Below are 14626 nucleotides of genomic sequence, written 5' to 3' on the forward strand. Positions count from 1 at the left end.
GACAAGACATTGCTGTCAGCGATCGCCCGGCTAGCCATTGCGGCGCCGCGGCGAGTGATCGTAGTGGCCTTTCTCGCCATGGTGGCCATCGGCATCTTCGGGGTTCCGGTGGCGACCCACCTGTCCCCGGGCGGGTTCCAGGACCCCACCTCCGAGTCGGCCCGGGCGGCCAAACTGCTCACCGAGAAGTTCGGCCAGGGTGACGTCCAGCTGCTGGTCGTGGTCACTGCACCGGACCGTTTCGACAGCCCACAGGCCCGTGCCGCGGCCACTGAGGTCATCGACCGGCTGCAGCGCTCCGGGCACGTCGCCACCATCACCTCGCCGTGGACGTCGCCACCGCCGGTGGCCGCCGGGTTGGTCAGCACCGACAAGAAGTCCGGGCTGATCGTCACCGGCGTGGTCGGCGACGAGGACAAGCTGCAGAGCTACACCAAGACACTGTCCGAGGACATCGCCCGCGACTCCGACGGCATCGTGGTGCGCTCGGGCGGCACCGCGATGGTCAATCTCCAGGTCACCGAACAGTCCCAGCACGACCTGCTGCTGATGGAGTCGATCGTCGTCCCGCTCAGCTTCCTGGTGCTGGTGTGGGTGTTCGGCGGGCTGTTCGCCGCGGCGCTGCCCGTCGGCGTCGGGTTGATGGCCATCCTCGGTTCGCTCGCCGTGCTGCGGGTGACGACGTTCTTCACCGACGTCTCGATCTTCGCCCTCAACCTCACGACCGCGATGGGGCTCGCGCTGGCTATCGACTACACGCTGCTGATGATCAGCCGCTACCGCGACGAGTTGGCCGACGGCGCGGCGCGCGAACTCGCGCTGACCCGGACCATGCAGTCCGCGGGCCGCACCGTGCTGTTCTCGGCGACCACCGTGGCGCTGTCCATGGCGGTCATGGTGCTGTTCCCGATGAACTTCCTGCGCTCGTTCGCCTACGCCGGTGTGGCCACCGTCGCGTTCGCCGCGCTGGCCGCCATCGTGATCACCCCGGCGGCGATCATGTTGCTGGGGGACCGGCTCGACTCACTCGACGTGCGCCGGCTGTTCCGCCGCGTCTTCCGGCGCGCCGAACCGGTGGTCAAGCCGATCCAGGAGCAATTCTGGTATCGCTCAACGAAATTCGTGATGAAGCGAGCGCTGCCGATCGGCCTGGCCGGGGTGGCGGTGCTGCTGCTGCTCGGCACCCCGTTCCTGGGCGTGCGGCCCGGCTTCCCCGACGACCGGGTGCTGCCGCAGTCGGCGTCGGCCCATCAGGTGGGCGATCAGCTGCGCCGTGACTTCGCCACCAACTTCGAGACCGCGGTCCCGGTGGTCATCCTGGACTCCACCGGCCTGCCCGACGGCGACGTCGCCCGCTACGCCGCCGCGCTGTCCGCGGTACCCGATGTGGTGTCGGTGTCCTCACCGGCGGGCGCGTTCGTCGGCGGCAAGGTAGTGGGCCCACCCACGTCGGCGACCGGACAGTCCCAGGGCAGCACACTGCTCACCGTGGACAGCAGTGCGCCGCTGTTCTCCGACCGCTCCGAACGGCAACTCGACGCCCTGCACGCCGTCGCCACTCCGGGTGGGCGCACCGTCGAGTTCACCGGCGTCGCCCAGACCAACCGCGACAGCGTGGATGCCATCGCCTCCCGACTGCCGCTGGTGCTCGGCCTGATCGCGGTCATCATGCTGGTGCTGTTGTTCCTGCTGACCGGCAGCGTCGTGCTCCCGGTCAAGGCACTGCTGCTCAACATCCTGTCGCTGTCCGCGGCGTTCGGCGCGATGGTGTGGATCTTCCAGGACGGCAACCTCGGCGCGCTCGGCACCACATCCACCGGCACCCTGGTGGCCAACATGCCGGTGCTGCTGTTCTGCATCGCCTTCGGGTTGTCGATGGACTACGAGGTGTTCCTGGTCTCCCGGATCCGGGAGTTCTGGCTGCAGTCAGGTCAGACCGCCGCCGACAACGATGAGAGCGTGGCGCTCGGTGTCGCCCACACCGGGCGGGTGATCACCGCGGCCGCCCTGATCATGGCGATCTCGTTCGCCGCGCTGATCGCCGCGCACGTGTCGTTCATGCGGATGTTCGGGCTCGGCCTGACCCTGGCGGTGCTCGCTGATGCGACGCTGGTGCGGCTGATCCTGGTGCCGGCGTTCATGCATGTCATGGGCAGATGGAACTGGTGGGCGCCGAAACCGCTGGTCAAGGTGCACCAGCGCTTACAGATACATGACGGGGCTGGCTCGCCGGCCCCGAAGGCCAGTGCGGCTGAGCATACTGAGCAGGGTGTCGAACAAACGGTCCCCGCGCCCGACAACTGAACTGAACCGCCCGGCTCCCCAGATCGTGATCTAGATATGGCCCCTACATCCGTGATCGCCGGAGTGCGCGGCGAACTGCCTCCGCTCCGCTACAGCCAGGCTGAGATCACCGAGACCTTCCTCAATCTGCCCGGCTACGGCGAGTACGACGAGATCGTCCGCAGCCTGCACCGCAGCGCCAAGGTCAACAACCGGCATTTCGTCCTGCCGCTGGAGCGCTACTCCTCGCTGACCGACTTCGGTGAAGCCAACACCTTGTTCATCGACAACGCCGTCGAACTCGGCTGTGCGGCGGTCGCCGGCGCGCTCGAAGAGGCCGGCCTGGGTCCCGAGGATGTGGACCTGATCGTGTCGACGACGGTGACCGGTATCGCCGTCCCGTCGCTGGACGCCAGGATCGCCGGTCGCCTCGGGATGCGGCCCGATGTGCGACGGGTCCCGATCTTCGGACTGGGCTGTGTTGCGGGCGCGGCCGGGGTGGCCCGGTTGCACGACTATCTGCGCGGCGCCCCGGACGCAGTGGCGGTGCTGGTGTCGGTGGAGCTGTGTTCGCTGACGTTCCCGGGCGCCAAGCCGGCGATGGCCAGCCTGGTGGGCAGTGCGCTGTTCGCCGACGGCGCGGCCGCGGTGGTGGCCGTTGGTGAGCGGCGGGCCGAGAAGATCGGTGCATCGGGTCCCACCGTGCTGGACTCCCGCAGCCACCTCTACCCGGACTCGCTGCGGACGATGGGCTGGGACGTCGGCGGTTCCGGTCTGGAGCTGGTGCTGTCGGCCGACCTGCCTGCGACCATCGAACGCTACCTGCGCGACGATGTCACCGAATTCCTTGGTGCACATGGCCTGACGATGGACGATATCGGCACCTGGGTGAGCCACCCCGGTGGCCCGAAGATCATCGAGGCCATCGTGGCCAGCCTGGACCTGCCGGATGACGCACTGGAACTCACCTGGCGCTCGCTGGCCGAGATCGGCAACATCTCGTCGTCGTCGGTGCTGCACGTGCTGCGTGACACCATCGCGAAGCGGCCGCCCAGTGGCAGCCCCGGCGTGATGATGGCGATGGGGCCGGGCTTCTGTTCGGAACTGTTGCTGTTGAACTGGCACTGAGACCGGATGATCTTCTACGTCGTTCTGCTGGTCGCGGTCGCGCTGGAGCGGATCGCCGAACTGGTAGTGGCCCGGCGGAACCTGGCGTGGAGCCGCGAGCGCGGCGGGGTCGAGTTCGGGGCCAGTCACTATCCGGTGATGGTGGTGCTGCACACCGGGCTGCTGATCGGCTGCCTGGTCGAGGTGCTCGTCTTGCACCGGCCGTTCGTGCCCGCACTGGGCTGGCCGATGCTTGCGATTGTGATTGCCGCCCAAGGACTTCGGTGGTGGTGCATCACCACTCTCGGCCCGCAGTGGAACACCCGGGTGGTAGTGGTTCCCGGCGCGCCGCGGATCAGCGGCGGCCCGTACCGCTACTTCTCGCACCCCAACTACGTCGCCGTCGTCGCCGAGGGAATCGCGCTGCCGCTGGTGCACAGCGCCTGGATCACCGCGCTGGTCTTCACCGTGCTGAACGCGGCGCTGCTGCGCACCCGCATCCAGACCGAGAACGCGGCCCTGGCGAGCCTGACATGATCGACCTCCTGGTCGCCGGTGGCGGTCCGGCCGGATTGGCCACCGCCCTCTATGCCGCGCAGGCCGGCCTGCGGGTCACCGTCGTGGAACGCCGGCCCGGCGCTATCGACAAGGCCTGTGGCGAGGGACTGATGCCGCATACCGTCCGGCAGCTGGAGAAGCTCGGTGTGCCGTTGCACGGCAAAGCGTTTCGCGGGATCACCTATCTGGACCACCGGCGTCGCATCGAGGCGCCGTTCCGCTCCGGTACCGGGCTGGGGGTGCGGCGCACCGCCCTGCACACCGCACTGCGCGAGGCGGTGACGGCGGCCGGGGTACCGGTGGTGCGTGGTGACATCGGCACGGTCAGTCAGGACGCCGATGCGGTGTACTGCGGCGAGTTCCGCGCCCGCTACCTGGCGGCAGCCGACGGACTGCACTCGCCGATCCGCCGGTCACTCGGGTTGTCCCGGCCCAGTCGGGGCCCGCGGCGCTGGGGGGTGCGACGGCATTTCCACACCGCGCCGTGGAGTGACACCGTGGAGGTGTACTGGGGTGCGGAAGCCGAGGCGTATGTGACGCCGGTGGCTGACGACTGTGTGGGCGTGGCGATCTTGACCTCGCGTCAGGGCTCCTTCGACCACCACCTCGCAGAGTTCCCGGCCTTGCGGGATCGGGTGCGACACCTCGGGCATGACCGCGATCGGGCGGCAGGCCCGCTGCAGCAACGGGTTTCGGCGCGCAGTCGCGGTCGGGTGATGCTGGTCGGTGATGCCGCAGGCTATGTCGATGCGCTGACCGGTGAGGGTCTGGGTATCGCGTTCGGCGGTGCGGAGATTCTGGTGAACTGTGTGGCGGCTGACCGGCCCGGCGACTACGACCGGCAATGGCGGCAGATGTCGCGCCGCTACCGGATGCTGACCGCGGGATTGCTGCACGCCAGCCAGATACCGCCGGTGCGGGCGGCCATCGTGCCCGCCGCCGTCGCCCTGCCGTCGGTGTTCGCCGGGATAGTGAACCAACTGGCCTACTGACCGGCGTAGGCTGCGCCGCTATGAGCGAGATGCCCGGTGTTCCGCCCATCGCCGACTGGAATCGCCTGCTGGACGGCCGGGTTGCGGTGGTCACCGGTGGCGGCGCGGGCATCGGCGCCGCGGTCGCCGCGTTGTTCGCCGAACACGGTGCGGTGGTCGAGGTCGCCGAGATCGACCCGGACCGGGCCGCGCAGATTTCCTCCGAGCAGATCCGCAGCCATGTCATCGACGTCACCGACGACGACGCCGTCACCCGCCTGGCCGATACCGTACTCGGCGAGCACGGCCGGGTTGACGTGCTGGTGAACAATGTCGGCGACTACCGGCCGCTGATGGCGTTCGAGGAATCCACACCGGACACCTGGCAGCGGATGTACGACATCAACCTGCGGCATGTGTTCGCGGTGACCCGGGCCTTCCTGCCCGCGATGATCGAGGCGCACACTGGCAGCATCGTCAACATCCACTCGGTCGAGGGGATGCGCGGATTTCCGCGCGACCCGGTGTATGGGGCGATGAAAGCCGCTGTCGCACACTTCACTACGTGCCTGGCCGTGGATGTCGGCCGCTACGGTCTGCGGGTCAATGGCATCGGCACCGACCTGACCCAGACACCGCAGGTGGACTACCTCACCGGGTACGAGGACGCCCAGCACCTCTGGCAGTCCTGGGCCCCGGTGGGCCGGGTGGGCCGCCCCGAGGACCAGGCCCGGGTGGCGCTGTTCCTGGCCTCTGATCAGTCGGCGTTCGTCACCGGCCACAACATCCCCGTGGACGGTGGAACGAAAGCCGGTGGCGGATGGCTGTTTTCGCCGAGGGCGGGTCGGTTCGTCAACCGCTCCAAGCACCTGTAGGTCAGCGGCCGGACCGTCCGGTCGCGCCGTGGCTGGTGCGTGTCGAGGATGCGGAGCTGTCGGCGCTCTTGGCTGCCGTTGCACGTTTGCGGGTCGAGGTGGCCTGCTTCGGCGTGGTGGCGGTGGGCGTGAGTGCCTGTGCGGCAGTGGGTCTGGTGATGGTGCGGGCCGAGCGGCCGGTGGTCGCGCTGGCCTTCGGTGCGGCCGTGGAACTGGCTGCGGTGGTGCGTTCGGTGGCCGCCGCAGCGGCCGAGTTCTGCCCGGTGATCACCTTCACCACCGATGTCACCAGATCGGTGAGTACCTGGATGACGAGCCTGGGCACGGTCAGCAGCTGCTCGATGATCTGGCTGGCGAAGATGCCGAGCGCCTGCAGGAAACCGTTCTGCGGCAGGTAGGGCGTCACGTCGAACGGGGCGACGGTGCCGTCGGCCAGGTCGGCGATGAGCTCGGCGATGGTGTCGGCGGCGGGCTTCTCGGTCCAGTCGGTGGTGAAGATGCCGAAGTTGTTCTCACCGCCGAACGCACCCGTCGCGACATCGCGGGTGGTGTGGATGAACATCGGGCCCGCGCCCTCGATCTGTTGCCAGGCGACCACGAAGTCGTGGATGTAGGCGGCCTGCTGTTCGGCGGAGATTCCCCAGGTGGTCGGCAGACCGTATTCGGTGGCCCAGAGCTTGAGGTCGCCGTCGCCGGCGGCTGCCATCAGCGCGCGGATGGCCTCGGTCTGCAGCAGCGGGGAGTCGGTGACGGTGCCCAGCGAGAACGGGGTCGTGTACTGGTAGGGGTGATACGACAGCGCGTCGAAGAATCCTTTCGCTCCGTCGGCGTACATCTGCGCGACGAAGGTGACCGGGCTGACCGTTACGCCGGGCAGGGTGCCGACGGCGCCGAGGACACCGGCGATCACCTCGGCATCCGGGTCGGCGGCCTTGATGGCGGGATAGGCCGCCTTGAGGAGTTCGGTGTAGGCCGTCGCGTCCGGTGGCGACCAGAACGTGACGCCGTTGGGTTCGTTCCATACCTCGTAGGCCGAGATCTTTCCGGCATAGCGGGTGGCCACCTCGGACGCGAAGGTGGCGTAGGCCGCGGGGTCGGGATGGCCGATGAGCGGGAAGCCGGCCCACGGCGGGGTGGCGTTGATGACGCCGAGCACGCCCATGTCCCGGGCGGCGGCGGCGTCGATCACCTCGTCGAGCTTCGACCAGTCGTAGGTCGTGGAGTTGTAGGGCTGCACGGCTGCCCACGGCACCGCGACACGGATATCGGTGACGCCCAGGGCTTTCAGGGTGTCCAGGGTGGTGGCGATCTCTGCTGCCGACAGTTGGTACAGGCTCGGATCGGAGATGCCCAGGGTGGTCGAGGAGTCGGCGATCGCGGCGGTCAGCACGATCGGGACATGCACCGGGCCGCGGGAGAGCGGGCCGGCGCTCGCGGCCTGCGGGCAGGGTGTGAGAAGTGCGGCGGCGAGCGCGACCGCTGTGCCCGTGGTCACGGCCCGTCTGGTCCAGCGTAAAAACATCGGCACTACCCCCTGCCATTGCTTTTCGTCGGTCTGACAGTAGTGCCAGCCGGGCGGGATGTGCGCCGAAACACCCCGTGGCGTTTGCCGGCCCTCGGTACCCTCGGTGGCAATGACTACGGAGGTCGCATGACGGCGGACGGCGGCGATAGCGGCCTGGCGTCGGCATTGGGCGCCACCCCGGAGCTGATTGTGCTGCGGGCCAAGGCGCTGGCCGAGATGGACGTGTTCGCAGGCTGTCCTTCCGACGAGTTGCAGACGCTGGCCACTCTGCTGCGGCCGCTGCAGGCGCCGACCGGCCGGGTGCTGATGCGTCAGGGTGAGCAGGCGGTGTCCTTCCTGTTGATCCAGTCCGGTCAGGCCGAGGTACGCCACGTCGGCGAAGACGGGGTGGTGATCCTCGACCAGGTGTCGGCAGGGGTGATCGTCGGCGAGATCGCGCTGCTGCGGGACAAGCCGCGCACAGCGACCGTCGTCACCACCGAACCGCTGGTCGGCTACATCGGCGACGATGTGGCGTTCGCGGTGATGGCCGAGATGCCCGGGGTCAGCGAGCGATTGGTGCGCACTGCCCGCCAGCGGCTCGCAGCCTTCGTCACGCCGATCCCGGTGGTGCTCAAGGACGGCACCGAGCTGGTGCTGCGGCCGGTGCTGCCCGGAGACAGTGAGCGCACCGCACACGGGCCGGTCGAATTCTCCACCGAGACGCTCTACCGGCGGTTCATGTCGATGCGCGCGCCGAGCACGGCATTGATGAACTACCTGTTCCAGGTCGACTACGTCGACCACTTCGTGTGGGTCCTGGTCGACGGGGTGGACGGCCCGGTGGTGGCGGATGTGCGGTTCGTCCGGGACGAACATGACCCGTCGGTGGCCGAGATCGCGTTCATCGTCGGGGATGCCTACCAGGGCAGGGGAATCGGGAACTTCCTGATGGACTCGCTGATCATCGCCGCACACGTCGGGGGCGTGAAGAAGTTCACGGCCCGCGTGCTCTCGGACAACCTGCCGATGCGAACGATCCTGGACCGCTTCGGCGCACACTGGGAGCGCGACGAACCCGGCGTGGTGACAACGGTATTCGACGTTCCGAAACTGGACACGCTGAAGATCGACCCAGCCCTGACCGGCGAGATTCGGGATTCGGCGCGCCAGGTGATCCAGGCGGTGAGCTGATATGCCCAGACCGATGCTGAACAAGGACACCACGCTGTGCATCTCGCTGGCGGCGCGGCCCAGCAATATCGGCACCCGGTTCCACAACTATCTGTATGAGGAACTCGGTCTGGACTTCATCTACAAGGCTTTCACCACAACCGATATCGCGGCGGCGATCGGTGGAGTCCGGGCGCTCGGCATCCGCGGGTGTTCGGTGTCGATGCCCTTCAAACAGGATGTGCTGGCTCTGGTCGACCACGTCGAGGATTCCGCGCGTGCCATCACCGCGGTCAACACCATCGTCAACGACGGCGGTGTGCTGACCGCGTCGAACACCGACTACGTGGCGGTGCAGCGGCTGATCGCGTCGCACGGTCTGGACCCTGCGCAGCATGTGGTGATCCGTGGCAGCGGCGGGATGGCCAGTGCGGTGGCAACCGCCTTCCGGGACGCCGGTTTCGGGGCCGGCACCATCGTGGCCCGCAATGCGGAGACCGGGTCCGAACTCGCCGACCGGCTGGGCTATGACTGGCGCGCCGATGTCGGCGATCTGCGGGCTCCGGTGGTCGTCAACGTGACACCCATCGGAATGTCGGGCGGACCCGAGGCGACCGAACCCGCGTTCGACGATGACGTGATTGCTTCGGCGCGAACAGTTTTCGATGTGGTCGCGCTGCCGTCGGAGACCCCGCTCATTGTGGCGGCGCGGGCGGCGGGCAAGCAGGTGATCACCGGCGCCGAGGTGATCGCATTGCAGGCCGCCGAACAGTTCGAGCGGTACACCGGCGTGCGGCCGACCCCGGAGCAGGTGGCGGCCGCGTCGGCATTCAGCCGCGCTTAGCCCGCTCACGGATTGTCCCGGACTTTGAGGAAGCGTTCGGGATGGTGGTAGGTGTTGGTGCCGCCGGGCCGCGGCAGGTGTGGCGGCGGCGTCCATTCGGTATCACCATTGGGGAGTTTCCGGGTGCTCCACCCACCGTTCTCGACGAGCAGGTTGTCGCATTTGCAGGCGAACCCGAGTTCGTCGATGTTGGTGGATCCGCCGTCAGACCAGTCTTTGGCCGCATGGTGCACTTGGCAGCCGTAGCCGGGCACCGTGCAGCCGGGCGCGGTGCACCCGCGGTCGCGCGCGTGCAGCACGATCCGCTGGTCTGCCGACGCCAGCCGTTTGGTGCGCCCCAGCCACAGGGCCTGGCCGGTGATGCCATCGAACAGTGTCAGGTAGTGGTAGGCGTGGGAGGCCATCCGGATGACGTCCTCCATCGGAACCAGTGCGCCGCCGCCGGTGACACCGTGGCCGGTGCGCTGTTGTAGCTCCTGGAGGGTGGCCGAGACGATGATGGTGACCGGAAGCCCGTTGTGCCGGCCGAGTTTCGGGTCGCCGAGCCTGTCACGCAGCAGAGCCGTCAAGGCGTCGTGCTGGCGTTGGGCCACGGTGCGGGTATCGGAGGCGACCTGCGCCTGCGCCGGTTCGCCGTCGGTGACCGCGGTCTGATCCGCCGGATTGCACATCCCCGGCGCCGCGAACTTGGCCAGCCAGGCCTCCAGGTAGCTGCGCAGTTCCGGGGTGGCCCACAGTCGCGCTTCGGTCATGCCGTCGGGGCGCTGGCGGCCGAGGATGAAACTACGTTTGCGCGCCCGATCCTCGTCGGAGAACGTGCCGTCGGGATTGAGCTCGATGGCGAGACGCTCCGCGAGGCGAGCCAGCTGGTCGGGCCGGAGCAGCCGGGCATGTTCGGCCAGGAACGCCTCGGCCTTCTCGCGTTCGGCCTCGGTGACGTCGAACGGAAGGTCGGCCAGGAAACGCTGGATGACACGCACGTGCTCGGGGTCCAGCGCGCCGGCCCGCCACGCCTCGGCGGTGGCGGGCTGGCGGGGCGGCAGGGATTCTCCGGTGAGTGCGGCGCGATCGGCCATCGGCTCGGCCACCCGGGCGCGGCGGCGGGCTTCGGCGGGGGAGATGCGCAACCAGTCGGCGAGGACTTTGGCCGGCGTCCCGCCGATCTCGGAGATACTCCGTTGTGCCAGTTCGTGGCTGACGTCATGGGACACCACGGTGTGGCGACGAATGGCCTTCTCCGTCAGCGCCGCCAGATGCAACAGATCGGCGACGTCCAGGCCGGAGAGGTCGAGCGCCATGACGGTGTCGAGGGCGGTGTTGACGGAGGCGAAGGCCGCCACCACATCACTCAAACTCATGTTCGAAAGACTATGCCGACCCACCGACAGGAACGGTCCCGCGCACCGGCCCTGTGGACCAACTCCGGACTGTGGACTAACCCGGTCCGTTGACCACCACGATGGGCTTGCGCACCCGCTCGGTCATCGGTCCGGAAAAGCCGGCGTAGAACAGCTCTGCGGCGATGGCCCACGACATCGACGAGTGCACCGCCGCGGCGGTCGGCGCGGCCTCCGCCGGTAACGCCAGTTCGAATGGCACCGTGATCGGATTCCCGGCGCGCAACGGAATCCCCTTGCCCAGCTTGATGATCGGGCCGTCCACCGGCGCCGTCGCGCACGGATTGCGGGTCAGCGGATGTGACTCGCGGTGCGACTGCCAGCGCACCCGCAGATCGCCGTCGGGCAGATCGATCGTCGGGGTCAGTGTGATCTGCCCCCGCACCACCTCACCCGCCCCGTACACCGGCGAGGGCAACGCGATATCGAGCACCGTCTGGCCCGACCCGTCGTACCGTTCCACCGGCTCGTCACCGGCGTAGGCGTCCTCCGGCCGCGCCACCACCGTGAAATCGCCGCGGGCCTCCACGTCGCGGCCCTCCCGGTCCACGATGAGGCGACACGACCAGCGGGCGATCTCCTTCGACGAGGGCGGTGCCCACGACGGAATCCGGAAATCGAAAGAGCCGCCGCTGAACTCGCCGGTGGCGATCGGCACGTCGACCACGACGACACTCACCCATTCGTCGCTTTCGCGGTCACCGCCGTAGTTGGTGCCGACCTCGCCGACGAGCCAGAGATCCGCACTGATCTCGGCGGCCGCCGAATCGGCGTGGCCGGCCCAGCGATAGCGAAAGAAATTGGTGTAGCCCCAGTCCACCTTCGCCGAGCGCACCTTGTCGGCAGCACCGGTCACCGCCGCGGTCACCGTCTGGCGCGGGACGACGACAGCCGGCGTCACGCTCACCTCGAGCGCTGAAGTGCGCCGGAACAGTCCCACTACTTCCTCTGGCTCGCCGCGTAATCCTCCGGCCGATTCTTCTTCATCCACAACCGGATCGGGGCGAACAACACCCAGAACACGCCGTACACCGAGAAATACATGATCGCTGAGGCGAGCACCCCGACCAGCCATGCCGGGTAGATCAGGATCAGACAGAACTGCAGGAACTGCTTGATGCCCACCGGATACCCGTCGGCCATCGACCACACGAAGCGCGGACTCATCGACTTCAGCAGCCGCTTGCCCACCGAGGGCTCGGCTTCCACCTCCGCCTGGACCTCGCTGATATCGCGTCCCCGCTCCTCGCGGGTCAGGCCGCGGGCCGGTGCGGCCGGCTCATCCGGATAGGGCGGTTGTGCAGAGGTCATCCCATACCTCCCTAAGCCGTGGCTGCCGACACGTCACCGCACCGGCAGCCACGGGCCGTCAATCAGGGAGTGATCGTCGTCTTCTCGTCGATCACGCTGGTGGCGTCCATCAGGACGCCTTCCTGCCCGTCGAGGGCGTCGGCGTTCAGCTGCAACACGTAGAGGCCGTCGGCCGTCGGGATCACCACGGTCTTCTGCGCGATGATCCGCTTCTTGCCGTCCTTGACGTAGTTGCCGCCCAGCTGCACGGCGTCGAAGCCGCTCAGCGTGCTCTTGTTGTCGTCACCGAGCGGCTCGTAGTCCGGCAGGTTCTTCAGCTCGCCCGGGGCGAGTTCGAGAATCTTGGCCGGGTCCACGTTGCCGGTCAGCTTGGAGACGATCGCGATGATGCTCGGCGGATCGCTCGGCGTTTCGGGCTTGTCGAACACGATCGCGCCGTACGCCCAGTCCGGGGTCTGCGGGCCGGCATCCGACCAGCCGTCCGGGAAGGGCAGGTCGATGTTCGGCGAACCCGGATCGCCGCGCTTGATCGGCGTCTCCTGAATGTTGTTCTCTTTCAGGTAATCCTGGATGGTCTCGTTGGGACCCTTCGATTCGCTCGGGCTCGCCGATGCCGCAGCGCTGGTCGACGTGGTGGTCGAGGTCGACGTCGAGGTCGAGGTGGACGTCTCCGTCTTGGTCTCGGTTTTCGAACCGCAGCCAACGAGCGCGACACTCAGTGAAATGGCGGCCAGACCCGCCGTCGCAACCGCCGTGATTTTCTGCATCGGACGAACTTTCTCCTTATTTGTGATGGCCGACGCTCTGCCGACGGCCAAATCGCTCAAAATCTTAGTGCTGAGGAAAGGTTTTGCGACCGGAATCCTGCCGAATGAATTGAGGCCTCCGAGTTAGCCAAACCTGACTTTTACGACGCGAGGCTGGTTAATCGGGCCTATTTTGCCCACGCAACCGTCGAACCGGTGCACCATGCAGGTGGACTGCGATGCGGCAGACGTAGCGACGCATCGCGGCGGCGGGTCGGGCGAAGCCACCATCAGGCGTTACGCAAAGGGCAAAGGAGCGCTGTGCGTTCGGCCCTTCGGCGACCCCACACAGTGCTTGCAGCAACGTTGGCGATAGCTGGATACCTGTCGTTGTCACCGCCCGCAATCGGCGTTCAATTGACGTCCACCACCGCGCTGATAATGGGCGGCACCATGCACCCGCTGGTGAGCAGCACGCTGAGCGGGTCGACGCAGTATCCGACCGGGGAACTGGCGTCTTATCCGCTCTCCGAACCCGCCTCCGTCGTCGCGACCATCGTCAATCAGGCGATGGACTTCTTTATCGGGCCGACGGGCGCCGTGCGCGGCACGCCGACCGACCCGGGCCAGTACAACGTGGTCGCTCTGCAGACGCCGGAGGAGTTCTGGCCGCTGTATGGCTCGTTGGATTTCGACGCGTCGGTGGCCGCGGGTGTGGCCAACCTGTCGAACTGCCTGCAGGGCAGGCTGTCGTGCAAGGGCCACTACTTCGACAACGTCCCGGAACTGACCTCCGACTACGTCGCATTCGGCTATTCGCAGAGCGCCAGAATCGCCAGCATCGCCAAACGCGACCTCATCGCCCAGTACCGCAACCCCGACGGCAGCTGGAAGCCGCTCGTCGACTCCACCGGCGCACCGCTGGACGTGTCGTTCGTCATGATCGGCAACCCGAACCGGCCCAATGGTGGCTTCCTGCAACGTTTTGACGGTTCCTACATCGCCGAGCTGGGTGTGACCTTCGACGGTGCGACGCCCACCGACTCCTGCGATGCCGACGGAAGCAACTGCCGGTTCCCGACCGCCGACATCGCCCGTCAGTACGACGGCTGGGCGGATGCGCCGGTGCGCCAACTCAATCTCGTGGCCGACCTCAACGCGCTGCTGGGCATCGCCTATCTGCACTACTACTACGACTCGGCCGTCACCGAGTCGATGTACCAGGGCGCCCTGGGCGACACCACCTACTACATGGTTCCCACCGAGCGGCTACCCCTCCTGATGCCCCTGCAGCAGCTCGGCGTTCCGTCCCCGATCCTGGCCGTCCTCGATGCTCCGCTGCGGGTCATCGTCGAATGGGCCTACGACCGCGGCACCAATCCCGGAGTGCCGACCCCGATGCAACTGTCCGTGCTGTCCGACCCTGCCACCGGCGTGCGGAACCTGCTCGCGGCGATCCCCACCGGCCTCGACGACGGGCTCCAGGAGGCCGGCTTCGGCCGCCCGTTCGGCACCACCCGGGCCGGCATGTTCGGCGTCGGCGGCCCGGCATCGCCCACCTCGTCCGACTCGCCCACGCCGCCGGCGGGGGCCGCGGCACCGCCGCGCCAGCAATCGGCCCGCCCGACGGGGCCCACGCCGCCGGCGGGGGCCGCGGCACCGCCGCGCCAGCAATCGGCCCGCCCGACGGGACAGGCGAAGGCCAAGCCCCGCGCCGCGGCCAGGAGCACCCGGCCGGCTGCCACGTCCGACTCGCACCGCAGCGTCGGCGGGCATCGACCCCGGAACTGACGACCGCGGAACTGACGACACTGTGACGCGCCGGGAAGCCGGGATTGGCCCACAGGCCCCTCGGGT

Annotated in this window: 13 protein-coding genes; 8 read left to right on the forward strand and 5 right to left on the reverse strand. The window is 67.9% G+C overall.

Features of this window, described 5'->3' with window-relative positions; all coding sequences use genetic code 11:
- The first annotated feature begins 9 nt into the window (after positions 1-9).
- Genes BN3385_RS12135 through BN3385_RS12155 form a run of 5 tightly spaced genes read left to right on the forward strand, consistent with a single transcriptional unit; the run spans position 10 to position 5794 of the window.
- Complete coding sequence (locus tag BN3385_RS12135) at positions 10-2304, forward strand: MMPL family transporter (protein ID WP_059017014.1); 2295 nt, start codon at positions 10-12, stop codon at positions 2302-2304.
- A gap of 36 nt (positions 2305-2340) precedes the next feature.
- Positions 2341-3411, forward strand: a complete 1071-nt coding sequence (locus tag BN3385_RS12140; protein ID WP_059017015.1) for a type III polyketide synthase — start codon at positions 2341-2343, stop codon at positions 3409-3411.
- A 6-nt stretch (positions 3412-3417) separates the two neighbouring features.
- Positions 3418-3927 (forward strand): isoprenylcysteine carboxyl methyltransferase family protein, encoded by a 510-nt coding sequence (locus BN3385_RS12145; RefSeq protein ID WP_059017016.1) that lies wholly within the window; start codon positions 3418-3420, stop codon positions 3925-3927.
- The gene (locus BN3385_RS12150) at positions 3924-4940 is read left to right on the forward strand and encodes an NAD(P)/FAD-dependent oxidoreductase (protein ID WP_059017017.1); all 1017 of its coding nucleotides are present in this window, start codon (positions 3924-3926) and stop codon (positions 4938-4940) included. Before BN3385_RS12145 ends, BN3385_RS12150 begins: the two co-directional genes overlap by 4 nt.
- 20 nt (positions 4941-4960) lie before the next feature.
- A complete protein-coding gene (locus tag BN3385_RS12155) occupies positions 4961-5794 on the forward strand; it encodes an SDR family NAD(P)-dependent oxidoreductase (RefSeq protein WP_059017018.1) in 834 nt (277 codons plus the stop codon).
- A 1-nt stretch (position 5795) separates the two neighbouring features.
- Here BN3385_RS12155 and BN3385_RS12160 read toward each other — a convergent pair whose 3' ends face one another.
- Entirely contained in the window at positions 5796-7289 is a 1494-nt protein-coding gene (locus BN3385_RS12160) for a cellulase family glycosylhydrolase (protein WP_059017019.1), read from the reverse strand.
- Between the two features lie 195 nt (positions 7290-7484).
- On the opposite strand from BN3385_RS12160, the gene pat reads away from it, so the two are divergent.
- On the forward strand, positions 7485-8492 hold the full coding sequence (gene pat, locus BN3385_RS12165) for an acetyltransferase Pat (protein ID WP_502688100.1): 1008 nt from the start codon (positions 7485-7487) through the stop codon (positions 8490-8492).
- Between the two features lies 1 nt (position 8493).
- The gene (locus BN3385_RS12170; protein ID WP_059017020.1) at positions 8494-9315 is read left to right on the forward strand and encodes a shikimate 5-dehydrogenase; all 822 of its coding nucleotides are present in this window, start codon (positions 8494-8496) and stop codon (positions 9313-9315) included.
- Positions 9316-9320: 5 nt separating this feature from the next.
- Here BN3385_RS12170 and BN3385_RS12175 read toward each other — a convergent pair whose 3' ends face one another.
- The 4 genes from BN3385_RS12175 to lpqN all read right to left on the reverse strand — a co-directional run bounded on the left by BN3385_RS12175 (position 9321) and on the right by lpqN (position 12790).
- Complete coding sequence (locus BN3385_RS12175) at positions 9321-10673, reverse strand: HNH endonuclease signature motif containing protein (protein ID WP_059017021.1); 1353 nt, start codon at positions 10671-10673, stop codon at positions 9321-9323.
- Positions 10674-10749: 76 nt separating this feature from the next.
- Entirely contained in the window at positions 10750-11613 is an 864-nt protein-coding gene (locus BN3385_RS12180; protein WP_231748717.1) for a hypothetical protein, read from the reverse strand.
- Between the two features lie 38 nt (positions 11614-11651).
- Complete coding sequence (locus BN3385_RS12185; protein WP_059017023.1) at positions 11652-12023, reverse strand: hypothetical protein; 372 nt, start codon at positions 12021-12023, stop codon at positions 11652-11654.
- A gap of 62 nt (positions 12024-12085) precedes the next feature.
- Positions 12086-12790 (reverse strand): envelope biogenesis lipoprotein LpqN, encoded by a 705-nt coding sequence (gene lpqN / locus BN3385_RS12190; protein ID WP_059017024.1) that lies wholly within the window; start codon positions 12788-12790, stop codon positions 12086-12088.
- A 396-nt stretch (positions 12791-13186) separates the two neighbouring features.
- Between lpqN and BN3385_RS12195 the strand changes: the two genes are divergently transcribed.
- Positions 13187-14560, forward strand: a complete 1374-nt coding sequence (locus BN3385_RS12195) for a PE-PPE domain-containing protein (RefSeq protein ID WP_156432732.1) — start codon at positions 13187-13189, stop codon at positions 14558-14560.
- Positions 14561-14626 lie beyond the last annotated feature (66 nt).

This window comes from Mycobacterium sp. M26 (genome assembly GCF_001494595.1).
Lineage (GTDB): Bacteria > Actinomycetota > Actinomycetes > Mycobacteriales > Mycobacteriaceae > Mycobacterium.

Coding starts and splice junctions, on each gene's coding strand:
- BN3385_RS12185 (WP_059017023.1), bottom strand. CDS start 12,023: ATGACCTCTGCACAACCGCCCTATCCGGATGAGCCGGCCGCACCGGCC.
- lpqN (WP_059017024.1), bottom strand. CDS start 12,790: ATGCAGAAAATCACGGCGGTTGCGACGGCGGGTCTGGCCGCCATTTCA.
- BN3385_RS12145 (WP_059017016.1), top strand. CDS start 3,418: ATGATCTTCTACGTCGTTCTGCTGGTCGCGGTCGCGCTGGAGCGGATC.
- BN3385_RS12155 (WP_059017018.1), top strand. CDS start 4,961: ATGAGCGAGATGCCCGGTGTTCCGCCCATCGCCGACTGGAATCGCCTG.
- BN3385_RS12170 (WP_059017020.1), top strand. CDS start 8,494: ATGCCCAGACCGATGCTGAACAAGGACACCACGCTGTGCATCTCGCTG.
- BN3385_RS12150 (WP_059017017.1), top strand. CDS start 3,924: ATGATCGACCTCCTGGTCGCCGGTGGCGGTCCGGCCGGATTGGCCACC.
- BN3385_RS12140 (WP_059017015.1), top strand. CDS start 2,341: ATGGCCCCTACATCCGTGATCGCCGGAGTGCGCGGCGAACTGCCTCCG.
- BN3385_RS12175 (WP_059017021.1), bottom strand. CDS start 10,673: ATGAGTTTGAGTGATGTGGTGGCGGCCTTCGCCTCCGTCAACACCGCC.